Source organism: Acidobacteriota bacterium, assembly GCA_039028635.1.
In the GTDB taxonomy this organism is placed as follows: Bacteria; Acidobacteriota; Thermoanaerobaculia; order Multivoradales; family JBCCEF01; genus JBCCEF01.
Map to the genome: position 1 here is coordinate 1 of JBCCHV010000049.1, position 13,581 is coordinate 13,581.

General features: G+C 67.0%; 12 protein-coding genes. 9 read left to right on the forward strand and 3 right to left on the reverse strand.

Annotated elements, in window-relative coordinates; translation table 11 throughout:
- Nucleotides 1-77: 77 nt before the first annotated feature.
- From AAF604_17940 to AAF604_17950, 3 genes are all read right to left on the reverse strand, one after another.
- A complete protein-coding gene (locus tag AAF604_17940) occupies nt 78-710 on the reverse strand; it encodes a hypothetical protein (GenBank protein MEM7051554.1) in 633 nt (210 codons plus the stop codon).
- A gap of 128 nt (nt 711-838) precedes the next feature.
- Nucleotides 839-1,270 (reverse strand): hypothetical protein, encoded by a 432-nt coding sequence (locus AAF604_17945; protein ID MEM7051555.1) that lies wholly within the window; start codon nt 1,268-1,270, stop codon nt 839-841.
- On the reverse strand, nt 1,267-1,812 hold the full coding sequence (locus tag AAF604_17950) for a 4a-hydroxytetrahydrobiopterin dehydratase (GenBank protein ID MEM7051556.1): 546 nt from the start codon (nt 1,810-1,812) through the stop codon (nt 1,267-1,269). The genes AAF604_17945 and AAF604_17950 overlap by 4 nt, the downstream gene beginning before the upstream one ends.
- Nucleotides 1,813-2,071: 259 nt before the next feature.
- On the opposite strand from AAF604_17950, the gene AAF604_17955 reads away from it, so the two are divergent.
- The 9 genes from AAF604_17955 to AAF604_17995 all read left to right on the forward strand — a co-directional run bounded on the left by AAF604_17955 (nt 2,072) and on the right by AAF604_17995 (nt 13,580).
- The gene (locus AAF604_17955; protein ID MEM7051557.1) at nt 2,072-2,533 is read left to right on the forward strand and encodes a helix-turn-helix transcriptional regulator; all 462 of its coding nucleotides are present in this window, start codon (nt 2,072-2,074) and stop codon (nt 2,531-2,533) included.
- On the forward strand, nt 2,520-3,545 hold the full coding sequence (locus AAF604_17960; protein MEM7051558.1) for a hypothetical protein: 1,026 nt from the start codon (nt 2,520-2,522) through the stop codon (nt 3,543-3,545). Before AAF604_17955 ends, AAF604_17960 begins: the two co-directional genes overlap by 14 nt.
- A 503-nt stretch (nt 3,546-4,048) precedes the next feature.
- Entirely contained in the window at nt 4,049-5,638 is a 1,590-nt protein-coding gene (locus AAF604_17965; GenBank protein ID MEM7051559.1) for a peptide chain release factor 3, read from the forward strand.
- A gap of 10 nt (nt 5,639-5,648) precedes the next feature.
- On the forward strand, nt 5,649-7,475 hold the full coding sequence (locus tag AAF604_17970) for a hypothetical protein (protein ID MEM7051560.1): 1,827 nt from the start codon (nt 5,649-5,651) through the stop codon (nt 7,473-7,475).
- Between the two features lie 31 nt (nt 7,476-7,506).
- Nucleotides 7,507-8,100: a TetR family transcriptional regulator C-terminal domain-containing protein gene (locus AAF604_17975; GenBank protein MEM7051561.1), complete on the forward strand. Its 594-nt coding sequence runs from the start codon at nt 7,507-7,509 to the stop codon at nt 8,098-8,100.
- Nucleotides 8,101-8,164: 64 nt separating this feature from the next.
- Nucleotides 8,165-10,546, forward strand: coding sequence for an MMPL family transporter (locus AAF604_17980; protein MEM7051562.1), 2,382 nt, complete (start codon nt 8,165-8,167; stop codon nt 10,544-10,546).
- A 47-nt stretch (nt 10,547-10,593) separates the two neighbouring features.
- Entirely contained in the window at nt 10,594-11,382 is a 789-nt protein-coding gene (locus AAF604_17985; GenBank protein ID MEM7051563.1) for an outer membrane lipoprotein-sorting protein, read from the forward strand.
- Between the two features lie 5 nt (nt 11,383-11,387).
- Nucleotides 11,388-12,575 (forward strand): hypothetical protein, encoded by a 1,188-nt coding sequence (locus AAF604_17990; protein MEM7051564.1) that lies wholly within the window; start codon nt 11,388-11,390, stop codon nt 12,573-12,575.
- A 333-nt stretch (nt 12,576-12,908) separates the two neighbouring features.
- Nucleotides 12,909-13,580 (forward strand): 4Fe-4S dicluster domain-containing protein, encoded by a 672-nt coding sequence (locus AAF604_17995; GenBank protein MEM7051565.1) that lies wholly within the window; start codon nt 12,909-12,911, stop codon nt 13,578-13,580.
- The last annotated feature ends 1 nt before the right edge of the window (nt 13,581 follow it).

A 13,581-nucleotide genomic window follows, 5' to 3' on the forward strand; every position in this document is an offset into this window, starting at 1 on the left:
CACCGGCTTCGGTTGGGCGAGGGCCGGGGCGGCGAGCGCGAGAAGAAGAATGAGAATCGCGGCGAGGACGAGGCGGCTCACGGCGACACCTCCTCGCCGCTCCAGATCAGCTCCAGGGTCGACGTGTCGATCACCACCAGTACGTCCTCCGGCTGCAACGATCCCGGCAGCTCCGAGCCACCGTCTTGGGCGGCGAGGGACGACAGCGAGAGATTCACCGAGCCGTCTTCGAGGCCGTCGCCATCCGCCGAAGAGCCATCACCGATCGACTGACGCCAGCCCGCGGTGCCAGGACGCACCAGGAATGCCTCCACCTGACGATTCGGCAGAGTCAGCGACTCCCCCGAGGGATCGAGCGCCGTCGCCGGCAGGCTCGACACCGAGCCCTCCCAGCCCGGCGAGGGAAGCACCGTCACCTGGCCAGTAGTTAGGTCCGCCACGCCCCACGAGGCCAGCACCGGCATACCGCCCGCGGGCTCGTAGATGATCCGGCCGTCGCCGTCCGCATCGCTCAAGGTCTCCGAGTAGGTCGTCAGCACACGGTTGTAGCCGTCCCGGCTCTTGCCTACCCCGAAGAGCCAGAGCTCCGAGTCCGCCGGAACCCGGGCGATCGTCAGGGACTTCGATCCCGAAACCAGCTCCAGGCCTGATAGCGAACCACCTACCGTCAACAATCCCAACACCGCCAAAATCAACGCTCGACGCATCACGTCCAACCTCCCAAGAAATGCCCTCGTCCTTCCAGGACAACATAAAACTGGATTCAGTTCCTTGCCAAAGCGCTACAGCAAGCCACGTGCCATGGGGGACTTCGCCGTTTTACAGGCGTTTTCGGCGATCAGGCCCGAAAAAGATGTCCGAAAGATGTCCGGAAGACGTCCGGAAGATGTCCGAAAGATGTCCGGAATCTCGAGGAGGGCGGTGGCCTCCCTGCGGGAGGGCGCAGGTGGCTCAGGCTCTCAAGAGAGCGCGCCAACAGCTCGAGGGAAACCGCGGCACGCTCGGCAAAGGCGGCGCGGGTCACATCGCAAGGCTCGCCCCGCGGGTCCATTCGGCGCAGCAGACGGCAGAGGTACCGCAGGTCGCTGGCCACGGCGGCAAGCTCCGGGGCGAGGGAGCGGTCGACGCTCGGTGGCGTGGGCTGGCAGACGAGGCGCTCGTGGAGCGCCTCACCCAGCCAGCGCAGGGCAGAGCGAGATTCAGCGTCCGTCACCAAGGCGAGAGCGCTTTCTCGCAGAACCGATTCCGGCACGGGAGCTCGCAAGCTCAAGACACGTTCGCCTGCGAGGGGTGGCCCGGCGACTGGCGCGACAGGCGCTCGGCGAGGGCGAGCTCGACCTCGGTCAAGCCCCGCACCCGAGGGTTGGTGAGCACCACCCACACCGTGTTGAGGACCACTGCCATCGCCGGGAAGGAACCCGCGGCCTGCAGAATGCCGGTGATGAACGCCGCAAAGCCAAGGGCCGCTTCCGAGCTGTCGAGCACGAAGGGCCGCACCAGGCTGCGGTTGTCGTCCGCCAGGCGCCAGCCCGCAAAGGCCTCGGAACGCTCGCGCAGGGCGGCATCCCCCAGTCGCGGCAGGGTGATCGCGGGGCCGGGGGCGGATTTCTTGCCCGGGGAAAGGAGCGCCGCCCGGCCATGAGCCAGGGTCTTCTGGATACGCTCCGGCTTCAGGTGGCCGGGCAGGTCGCCCGGGCCCGGAAAGCCGGCGAGGCCGCTCTCCCAAAGGAGTTGGTAGTAAGAGGCCGGTTCCCAGGGATCCGGCCTCGGCGCGTTGGGATTGGGCAAAGTACCTTCGGAGATTCGTGGCATCGTGTGGCTCCTGGTCTCTCCGCTGGCCAGTTCATCGACTCGCGAGGCTGGAGTGGCATGGCGGCGGCTTGCATCATTACGTGAGAAGGTGCGATCTCATGGAATGACGACAACGCTAAGAGACTCCCAACGAAAAGTCAACACTTTATGCTTACTTTTTTCGAGACAAAGGTACCACTATCTAGGTGAATCGACTCCAACCTCGGGAATCACTGCATTTGACACCTACTCTCTGAATCCTCTAACATCTTGGTTAGTAATGAATGAGATTCAGCAGGCTTACTCCCAGCAGATCCCGACGGCCCTCCGCCAACTGCGCCGGCGGACCAGCTCGACCCAACACGAGGTCGCGCGCAGGGCTGGAATCCACAAGAACCACATCAGCGCCTACGAGAATGGCCGGCGGCTCCCGAGCCTGGCAACGCTCTTTCGGCTGATCGCGGCTCTCGATGCCGATCTCCTCGATCTGGCCGCCGCGATGGGTATGGAAGGGGTGCGGCCGGAGACCCGCGCCCGGCTGCTGGAAGCCTGGGGCATCGCCCCAACGGAAGCAGAGGAGGACAATTCCGAGGCGACGCGTCGCCTTCTGCACTCGGCCACCGACTCTTTGATCGCCAGCCTGGTTCGCAGCCTGGGAGAAGCGCAGGGTGTCAAGGATGAGCTGCTGCAGCCGAACAGCGAGGCGATACCTCAGGAGGAACGAAGCCGTGTTGACCGTTGAGGCTCTCCGTCGCCTCGAACCCCGTGGGCGACGCATCGCCGTCGCCCGCGAAACGGTTTCCGCGCAGCTGGTCCGAAGGCTGGTGCAAGAGCACGTAGATCAGCGCCAGAAGGGCTCGCCAGAAGCCACGAACTGGGCCTTGCTGGCCGTCAACGCAGCCCAGCTCCTATCCTCCCGGGAAGCGGTGGATTGCTTGCCCCAGGCCCTCGCCCACCTGGGCAATGCGCATCGTGTGGAAGCTCGCTTCGACCTCGCCGAGCGCTATCTGCGAGAAGCCTGGAAGCGCTGCAGCGATTCGGCGCCGCTGATTCGGGCCGAAGTCGCCTCTCTCTACGCCTCCGTCGCTTGCGATCGTCGACAGTTTGCCCGCGCTCACCGCTTCCTCGACGAGGCGATACCGTTGGTGAAGAGGCACTCCGGCATTCCGCACGAAGTAGCGAAACTCGAGCTGCAGCGAGCGAATGCTTACGGCTCGGCAGGACGCCTCGCCGAGGAGAAAAGGACCCTGCTGCGGGTGGCCGAGCGGCTCGACGCCCAGCACGACCCGCGCTTGGCCTGCCATGTCCTGCACAACCTTGCGTTCTGCCTGGTCGACTCCGGCGAGACCGCGGAGGCTCGGCGTCTCTTCGACCGCCTTTCGCCGGAGCTGGTCGAGCTCCACCTTGGCTCGGCCGGAGTGTGGCGCCGAGGCCTCCTCTCGGCCCGTCTCGCCCACGCCGAAGGCGATTCGGGCACCGCACGCGAGACCCTGCGCGAGCTGCGCAGAGATCCCCCGTGCGGAATCATCGATCGAGCACTCCTCGAGCTGGCCCTGATCGAACCCAGCGCCGCCCTAGGCCGCCTGGACGAAGCTTCCGAATCCGCCCTCCTAGCGGCCTCCTTAGCCAACACGCTCGAACTCGATGCCGAAGCCGCGGCGGCGGCCCGGGCCCTCGAGAGCTTGGTCGAGATCCGCGCCGGCCAGGCTTTCCTGCTCGAAGCGGCCCGACGCCTCCGGCGGTACCTGTCCTAACCGTTCGGGTCGACTCTTCCCCCAGCCTCGGTGTGGTCTTCGCCGAGCCCCAGCAGCGACAAGATCCAATCCCACATAGTCCCGCCTCCTTATTGGCGCAGTCCCGGCCCGGGCCTCCATGGCCCGCCGGGCCACGCGAACCGTTGATTTTCTCACCTACCGGCTTCGCAGAAGCCCTAGAGGAATATATACGCCAATTCTCCAGAGGTGGAGTCGGGCACGGCCGGGCAGCTCGACCTGTCCAGACCACAAAAAAGCCCCCCGTCGCCGGGGGGCCTGCCCGATGGGGCCTGGGAGCCGGCCCCGAGGACGTGGGGGACGGCTTCCGGGGGGGACTCGACCGACCAGGAGGAGCGGCCGGCCGAGCACCAAGTTGGTTCTATCTATTTAGGCGCAAAGGGCGCGGCGAATCCCTCACCCAGGATCCTTCGCCGGCGGGCCGAGGGTCTGGTAGGCTGCCCCCTCACGGGTCGGTTCCGACCCGCCATACCAGGACCAAATCCATGAGCAAGCTGAGCGAAGCGATCTCTCGCCGGCGAACCTTCGCCATCATCTCCCACCCGGACGCCGGCAAGACCACTCTCACCGAGAAGCTCTTGCTGTTCGGCGGCGCCATCCAGCTCGCCGGCGAGGTCAAGGCCCGCGGTCAGCGGCGACGGGCCCGCTCGGACTGGATGAAAGTCGAGCAGGAGCGCGGCATTTCGGTCACCGCCTCGGTGATGACCTTCGAGTATCAGGGCTGCACCTTCAATCTCCTCGACACCCCGGGGCACGAGGATTTCAGCGAAGACACCTACCGCACCCTGAGCGCGGTCGACTCGGCGGTGATGGTGATCGACGCCGCCAAGGGCATCGAGACCCAGACCCGCAAGCTGTTCGAGGTCTGCCGCCTGCGCGACATGCCGATCATCACCTTCGTCAACAAGCTCGATCGCGAAGGCCGCGACCCCTTCGAGCTGCTCGACGAGATCGAGCAGACCCTCGCCCTCGAAACCAGCCCGGCGAGCTGGCCGATCGGCATGGGGCAGCGCTTCCGGGGCTGCTACGACCTGCTCGACGATCGCCTGGTGCTGCTCGACCGCAGCCGCCGCGACATCGTCCAGGAAGGCGAATCCTGCGACGGTCTCGAAGACCCTGCCCTCGACCGCCTGCTGCCGGCGGAGGCCGCCGCCCAGTTGCGGGAGGAGGCCGATATGGTGCGCGGCCTGTGCCCGCCCTTCGACCAGCAGGCCTACCTCGAGGGCAACCGCACGCCGGTGTTTTTCGGCAGCGCCCTCAACAACTTCGGTGTCCAGAGTCTGCTCGAAGGGCTGGCCGCCTTCGCGCCGCCGCCGCAGCCGCGACCGGCGGTCAGCCGGATGGTGGCCCCGACGGAGGAGAAAGTCTCCGGCTTCGTCTTCAAGATCCAGGCGAACATGGACCCCAAGCATCGCGATCGCATCGCCTTCATTCGACTCTGCTCGGGGCGCTTCGAGCGCGGCATGAAGCTGCGCCATATCCGCTCCGGCAAGACCCTGAGCGTGCACAATCCGGTGCTCTTTCTGGCCCGCGACCGGGAGCTCGCCGAGGAGGCCTGGGCGGGGGACATCCTGGGCATCCCGAACTACGGCAATCTACGCATCGGCGACGCCCTGACGGAGGGCGAAGACCTGCGCTTCACCGGTATTCCGAGCTTCGCTCCGGAGCTGATGCGCAAGGTTCGCCCGCTCGACCCGATGCGCGCCAAGCACCTCGGCCGGGCCCTCTTCCAGCTCGCCGAAGAAGGCGCTGCCCAGATTTTCAAGATGCGCCTCGGCTCGGAGTGGATCGTGGGGGTCGCCGGCGCCCTGCAGTTCGACGTCCTCGCCGACCGCATTCGCACCGAGTACAACATTCCGGTGGACTTCGCCGGCACCACGGTGCACGCGGCGCGTTGGATCGAGAGCGACCAGGCCGCCATGCTCAAGCGCTTCATCGACCGCCACGAGGAGGCCATTGGCGAGGACCACAACGGCTCGCCGGTCTACCTGGCGCGCAGCGCCTACCGCCTCGAGCGCGCCCTCGAAGAGTGGGACGAGGTGCGCTTCCTGAGCACCAAGGAGCAGGTCCAGTAAGCTCGGTGCCGTGGCCCCTCCCCCTGCGCCTCGTCGCTGGCTGTTTCCCGCCCTGCTGACGGCGGTCCTCGCCCTGTGGCTGTTTCCAGGGCCCTACTTCTCGCAAGCCGTCGGCCTCGATGGCTCCTATGCTTGGGGAATCAACGCCTTCGAGGCCCACGGCGCCGCCTGGGGAGCGGATGGTGCCTTCACCTTCGGCCCCCTCGGCTACCTGCTGCTACCGCTCGACGGCGACGGGCATCGTGGCCGCGCCCTGATCTTCTGGCTCTTCGCCCACGGCCTCTTCGTCGCCGCCTTCGCCCGCCAGGCCTGGCGCCATTCCGATCGCGCGACCGCCTTCGCCGTCTTGATGGTGGCCGCCGAGGTTCTCGGCCTGGCCTTCGGCTACCGGCTCTTGGCCTTGGTGATTCTGCTGCTGGCGGCGGAGCGCCGCGATCGCCTGCCCTTCGCGACCACCTGGGCCGCCCTGTTGGTGGCGGCTCTACTGCTCGCCCGCTTCCACCTCGGCATCGCCGCCGGCGCCTGCCTGCTGGTCCACCTACTGAGCGAGAAGCGACTCAGCGCCTGGATCGAAGCCACCGTCGTCGCCATCGCCGCCGGCGCTTCCGCCTTCGTCGTCTGCTTCCAGGGCTCCGGGCAGAGCGTCCTCACCTGGCTGACCGCCCAAGGCCAGCTCGCCACCGGCTTCGGAGCCGCCATGAGCCTGCCGAATCCCGACCGGGCGGTGTTGGCGGCGGGTCTGGTGGCACTGGTCGGCGGCAGCGTCGCGGCGGCGGCAGCGCTGCGGGCCGGCCAGGGCCGCCTGTGGTGGCTCGGCGCCGTGCCGCTGCTGCTCGCCTTCAAGCACGGCTTCGTCCGCCAAGACGGCCACGTCCAGATCTTCTTCGCTTTTCTGGTCGCCTTCGCCGGCCTCGCCATGCTGTTCTCGGAGGGGCGATCGGCGGCCGCCCTGGCGGCCCTCGCGCTGCTCGTCGCCCTGCCCGGAGCGCCGGCGGCGGCCAACCACCAAACCGTCCTCGGGATCGAGGGTTGGCGCCATCTCCGGGCCCTCTGGACACCCTCCGAGACCGCCGCGGCCCTCGACCGTCAATCTCGCCGCGCCCTCGACAAAAGGCGCCTCCCCGGCTCCTTCGTGGCCGACCTGCGAGGCGTCCCGTCGGTCGACGTCGTGCCCTGGGAGCTCACCTACCTGGCGGCCAACGATCTGCCCTGGCAGCCCCACCCGACGCTCCAGCTCTACACCGCCTACACCGAAGACCTCGACCAGCAGGTGGCGGCGCATTTCGCCGCCGACGACGCCCCCGAGCGCCTCCTGGTGCACTTCGAATCCCTCGGCCAGCGCCACCTGCTGTGGGACACGCCGCGAACCTGGCGTCAGCTCCTCGCCCGATATCGGCCGCAGCGCTTCGACGGCCGTCGGCAGCTCGCCCTTCTCACCCGCCGCGACGGCACCGCGCCGTTGGCCCGTCCACTCGCTGAGCAGAAGCTGACAGGAGACCAGTGGGTGGCTCCCCCGGGCGGCCAGGCGGGACGGCCTCTGTGGGCCGAGATCGACCTCCGGCCGACGCTTCTCGACCGCCTCGCCCAAACCCTCTGGCGCACCCCGCCGGTCTTCCTCGAGATCGATCTCGGGGGTGAGCGAGTGCACCGCCACCGGCTGCTACCGGCGACCGCCGAGGGCGGCCTGCTGGTTCCCCCGCCGACCACCTTCGAGGCCTTTCGGGCAGTCCTTCGCGGTCGCGCCGTCGGCCAGCCCCGGCGGGTCCGGCTGACCGGCCCCGGCCTGTCCTACTTCCGCCAGCCGGTCACCGTGCGATGGGCGACGGATAATTATTGACCGATCATTCCAAATCGTCTAGGGTTCGACCATGCACCGCGGCCGGCCCAAAGCCTTCGAGCGCTCCGAAGCCCTCTCCAAAGCCATCGAGGTGTTCTGGGAGAAGGGCTTCGGCGGCGCCGCCATGAGTGAGCTGACGACGCGCATGGGTATCGGCCGGCAGAGCCTTTACGACACCTTCGGCGACAAGCGACGGCTATTCCTCGAAGCCGTCGATCACTACGGCCGCGAGCGCGTCGCGCTCCTCGAGGAGGTCCTCGCGGCAGCCCCCACTCCCCTCACCGGCCTGCGCGACTTGTTCGGTCAGTTGCGCGAGATGGCTCAGGAGAAGAGCTTCTGCGGCTGCATGGTGGGCAACGCGCTGCCGGAGCTCGGCAGCGCCGACGCCGAGCTCCAGCAGGCGCTGGCAGGCCAGCTCGAGGTCATGGCCGCAGCCCTCGAGGGCTGCCTCGAGGCGGCCATCGCCGGTGGAGAGCTACCGGCCGACCGCGACCCTCGGGCCCTCGCCCGGGGTCTCGTCGCCACCACCCACGGCATCCTCCTCCTCGGTCAGTCCGGTCTCGATCAGGAGTTCATCGACGATGCCCTCCGCGTCGCCGAGGAACGGCTCCTCGGCCGGCCCTGAATCCGCCCGTTCACCGTCGCTCGAGCTCTTCAAACACCGTTCTCGAATCCACGAGGTTTTCTCGATGAACCGCAATGCGCACTCCTGGGACCACCGGCTGCAGGCCTACGGCCGCGCGGTGGTGAGATTCCGCTGGCTGGTGATCGCCGCCTCCCTCGGCGTCATCGGCCTGCTCGGCGCCGGCACCACCCGGCTGGTGATCAACGACGACTATCGCCTCTTCTTCAGCGACGACAACCCGCAGCTGCAGGCCTTCGAGGCGATGCAGAACATCTACGCCAAGAACGACAACATCCTCTTCGTGGTCACCCCCGAAGACGGCGAGGTGTTCAGCCCGCGCACGCTGGCGGCGATCGAGGAGCTCACCACCGGCGCCTGGCAGATCCCCTTCGTCAATCGGGTCGACTCGGTGACCAACTTCCAGCACACCGAGGCCGAAGGCGACGACCTGATCGTCGAGGCCCTGGTCGAGGGCGCCGACGGCCTCTCGCCGGAGAACCTCGAGCGAGTGCGGGCGATCGCCCTGGCGGAGCCGCTGCTGGCCCACCGCCTGGTGTCGCCGGCGGCCGACATCACCGGCGTCAACGCCGTCCTGCAGATGCCGCGGGACATCCCCGACGAGACCCAGCAGGCGGCCTTCGCGGCCCGCCAGCTCGCCGAGCAGGTGAGCCGCAACCATCCCGGTATCGAGGTCCGCCTCACCGGCTTCGTGTTCCTCAACAACGCCTTCAAGGAGGCCTCCCTAGACGACCTGACCCTGCTGATGCCGTTGATGTACCTGGTCATCGTGGTCTTCCTCGCCCTCCTCTTCCGCTCCTTCTGGGCGACCTTCGCGACCGTCGTCGTCATCATCACGGCCACCGTCGGCGCCACCGGCGCGGCGGGCTGGCTGGGGACCCCGGTGACCTCGCCGATGGCCATCGCCCCGACCCTCATCCTGACCCTGGCGGTGGCCGACAGCATCCATCTCCTCAAGGGCATGCTGGTCAAGATGCGTCAAGGGATGGACAAGATCGACGCCCTGATCGAATCGTTGCGCGTCAACGCCTGGCCGATCTTCCTGACCAGCGCCACCACCGCCATCGGCTTCCTGAGCATGAACTTCTCCGATGCGCCGCCCTTCCAGGACCTCGGCAATACCACCTCGATCGGCGTCAGTCTCGCCTTCCTGATCTCGATGACCCTGCTGCCGGCGCTGATCTCGATTCTGCCGCTGCGTGCCGGCAGCGTCCGCCGCCAGACCGACAGCGACTTCTGGCGGCGCTTCGCCGATCACGTCATCACCCATCGCCGGCGCTTCCTCTGGGGCGGCGCGCTGGTGGTGATGGTCTTCGCCATGGCGGTGCCGCGCAACGTCCTCAACGACCAGTTCGTGGAGTACTTCGCGCCGCGCATCGAGTTTCGCCGCGACACCGACTACGCCATCGAGCGGCTCACCGGCATCTACCAGGTGGAGTACTCCCTCGAAGCCGGCGACAGCGGCGGCATCAGCGAGCCCGAGTACCTCGCCAAGCTCGACGCCTTCGCCGACTGGTGGCGGCAGCAGCCGGGGGTGGTGCACGTGCGCACCCTGGCGGACACCATGAAGCGCATCAATCGCAGCATGCACGGCGATGACGACGCCTACCATCGCTTACCGGAGGAGCGCGACCTCGCTGCCCAATATCTGCTGCTCTACGAGATGTCGCTGCCGTACGGCCTCGACCTCAACGACGAGATCAGCATCGACAAATCGGCGACACGCTTCTCGATCACCTTCGGCGACCTCACCGCCCGCGAGTTGATCGACGCCGCCCAGCGCGGCGAGGCCTGGCTACGCGACAACGCGCCGCCGGCGATGCACGCCGTCGCCGCCGGCCCGGCCCTGATGTTTGCCCATCTCAGCCAGCGCAACATCCGCGGCATGCTGACGGGCACCTTGTCGGCCCTGGTGCTGATCTCTTTCTTGCTGATATTCGCCCTGCGCAGCCTGCGCTTCGGACTGCTCAGCCTGGTGCCCAATCTCGCGCCGGCGGCCCTCGCCTTCGGCATCTGGGGCTTGATCGTCGCCCAGGTCAACATCGGCCTGTCGATGGTGCTCGCCATGACCCTGGGAATCGTCGTCGATGACTCGGTGCACTTTCTCGCCAAATACCTGCGCGGCCGCCGCGAGCGCGGCTACGAGCCGCCGGACGCGGTGCGCTATGCCTTCGAATCGGTGGGCGGCGCCCTGTGGACCACGTCGGCGGTGCTCACCGCCGGCTTCATCGTGCTGTCCTTCTCGGCCTTCGACATGAACGCCGGCATGGGCCGCCTCACCGCGATCACCATCGTCCTCGCCCTGGTCACCGACTTCCTGCTCCTACCTGCCCTGCTGCTGACCTTCGACCGCCGCCAACGCCAGCCGGTGGTTCTGCCAGCCGGCACCGAGAGTGCCAGCGTCGCGCCCTCCGGGGCGCCATCCTGATGGTCCTGGCCTGGCGACCGACAACCCGATCTCCGAGGAATCCTTCGATGCTTCGCACCACCACCTTCTTCCTGTTGCTCACCACCCTTTTCGTCCTCTCTCCCCTCGCCGCCCAATCGGCCGCCGAACGTGGTCTCGAGATCGCCCGCGAGGCCGAGCTCCGGGACACCGGCTTCGGAGACTTCAAGGCCGATCTCCGCATGGTGCTGCGCAATCGCCAGGGCCAGGAGAGCACCCGCTCCCTGCGCACCCGCGTTCTGGAGCAAGAGAACGACGGCGACAAGTCGCTGGTCATCTTCGATCACCCGCGGGACGTCAAGGGCACCGCCTTCCTGACCTTCAGCCACACCACCGGCAACGACGACCAGTGGCTCTATCTGCCGGCCCTCAAGCGCGTCAAGCGGATCTCGTCGAGCAACAAGAGCGGCCCTTTCATGGGCAGCGAGTTCGCCTATGAGGACATCTCGTCCCAGGAGGTCGAGGAGTACACCTACAGCTTCCTGCGCGAGGAGGAGCTCGACGGCCAGGCGAGCTTCGTCATCGAGCGCGTCCCGGTGGACAAGAAGTCGGGCTACACCCGTCAGGAGGTGTGGATCGACCAGGCCGAGTACCGCACCCTGAAGGTGGTCTTCTACGACCGCAAGGGAGCCCTTCTCAAGACTTTGGTGCAGAGCGACTTCGAGCAGTTCCTGGAGCAGTACTGGCGGCCCGGCAAGATGTCCGTCGAGAACCACCAAACGGGCAAGAGCACGGATCTGCTGTGGTCCAATTTCGAGTTCCGCAACGGCTACCAGGATGGTGATTTCGATCGCGCCAGCCTGGCCCGAGCCCGCTGATCGCCATGCTCCGCCGGGCGCTCCTCACCGCTGGCGCATGGCTCGTCGCCGCCGCCTTCGCCGGTACCGACGCCACCGCCCAGGAGTGGACCGGCTTCTTCGCCATCGAAGGTCGCGGCTTCTGGGAATCGGCAGCGGAGAGCCGCCAGGACCAACAAGGCACCGCCTCGGTGGTCCTCGAGCCGGAGCTCTACGTCTCGTGGCAGGACGACCGGCAGAGTTTGGTGGTGCGACCCTTTCTGCGCTGGGACAGCGCCGACGACGAGCGCACCCACTTCGACCTGCGAGAGCTCTACTGGCGGCGCGTCGGCAGCGGCTGGGAGCTCGATATCGGCCTACGCAAGGTCTTCTGGGGGGTCACCGAATCGATCCACCTGGTCGACATCGTCAACCAGACCGATCTGGTCGAAGATATCGACGGTGAGGCCAAGCTCGGCCAGCCGATGATCCGCCTGGGCCTGTCCCGCGACTGGGGCCTGCTCGAGCTCTTTCTGCTGCCGGGATTCCGCGAACGCACCTTCCCCGGTGCCGAGGGCCGGCTGCGCTTCCCGCTGGTGGTCGACGAGGGCGACGCGGTCTATGAGTCGAGCGCCGAGGAGGGCCACGTCGACGCCGCCGTGCGCTGGTCCCATTTCCTCGGCCCCGTCGACCTCGGTCTGTCCTACTTTCGGGGAACCTCTCGTGAGCCGGATCTCCTGCCCCGCGCCGATGGCCGCCTGACCCCCTTCTACGCTCAGCTCGACCAGGCCGGCATCGACCTCCAGGCCACCCTTGGGAGCTGGCTCCTCAAGACCGAGGCGGTGGCCCGCTGGCGCCGCATCGGCGACGACAGCCTGGCCGCTGCGGCCGGCTTCGAGTACACCTTCGGCGACATCCGCTCGACCGGCCTCGACCTCGGCTTGCTCGCCGAGTACCTGTGGGGCGAGCGCGAGCTCACCCCCTTCGAAGACGACCTCTTCATCGGCGCTCGCCTCGCCCTCAATGACGTCCAGAGCACTGAAGTCCTCGCCGGCGTGGTCACCGATCTCGGCGACGGTGGCCAGTTCTTCAATGTCGAAGCCAGCCGCCGCCTTACCGATCACTGGGAGGCCGAGCTCAAGGTCCGCGCCTTCGCCGGTCTCGACGAGCGCGATCCGCTGGCAGGGCTACGCCGCGACGATTACCTCGAGCTACGTCTCGTGCGCTTCTTCTAGCGGGCTGCCGAAAAAGTCCGCTACGCGGATTCTCCAGCGCCGCTGGCTGCTTGTTTCAGGGGCGTGCGCCCGGCCAGGGGCGCCCATTCACAACAACTCAACCAACGCTATTGAGACGCATCGGCAAAATCTATGCATTTGAACTAATTGCAAAGATTTCCTCTATGGGGTTAAAAATGCTGTATTTTCTTCTTGATCGACCTTGTATATATGTCTATACTCTCCAAAATCGTTCACCACCGCCGCCCCTGTAAAGGCGCACCGATGGCTTATTGAGATTCGTCACGGCAAGCGCAGCACTGCCCCGGGCCGGCACCGAACCAGGAGAGCTCTATGACCGAGCGCGATGTGCTGCCATGGGAAGAGGTCGGACCGGAGCAGCGCCGGCAAGCGGGCCGGGCGGGAATGGTGGTCGATCTGCGCCGCTGCATCGGCTGTCATGCCTGCAGCGTCTCCTGCAAGACCGAGCACGAGGTTCCCCTCGGTGGCTTCCGCACTCGGGTGCGCTATCTGCAGCGGCCCGACCGCCCGACTCTCGCGTTTCTGCCGCTCCTCTGCATGCAGTGCCAGGATGCACCCTGTCTGAAGGCATGCCCGACGGAGGCGCTGGTGCGATGCGACGACGGCACCATCACGATCGCGCAGGAGCGCTGTTGCGGCAACAAGGCCTGCCTCGCCGCCTGCCCCTATGACGCCCTCTACATCGACCCGCAGTCGCAGGTCGCGGACAAGTGCGACTTCTGCGCCCACCGCACCGAGGTCGGACTCGATCCAGCCTGTGTCAGCGCCTGCCCACCGGAAGCGCTGCGTTTCGGAGATCTCGACGATCCCGAGGATCCGGTGGCCCGTTATGCCCGCGAGAACGGCGCTCGGCCATATCGCAGCGAGCAAGGCACCCAACCGAGCGTCCTGTTCGTCGGGCTGGAAGACTGGATGGAGGACCGCAGCCGCGGTGGCGTCCAGCTCGAGTCCGAATCGGACGAGATCATCTACGAGCGGAGTTGAG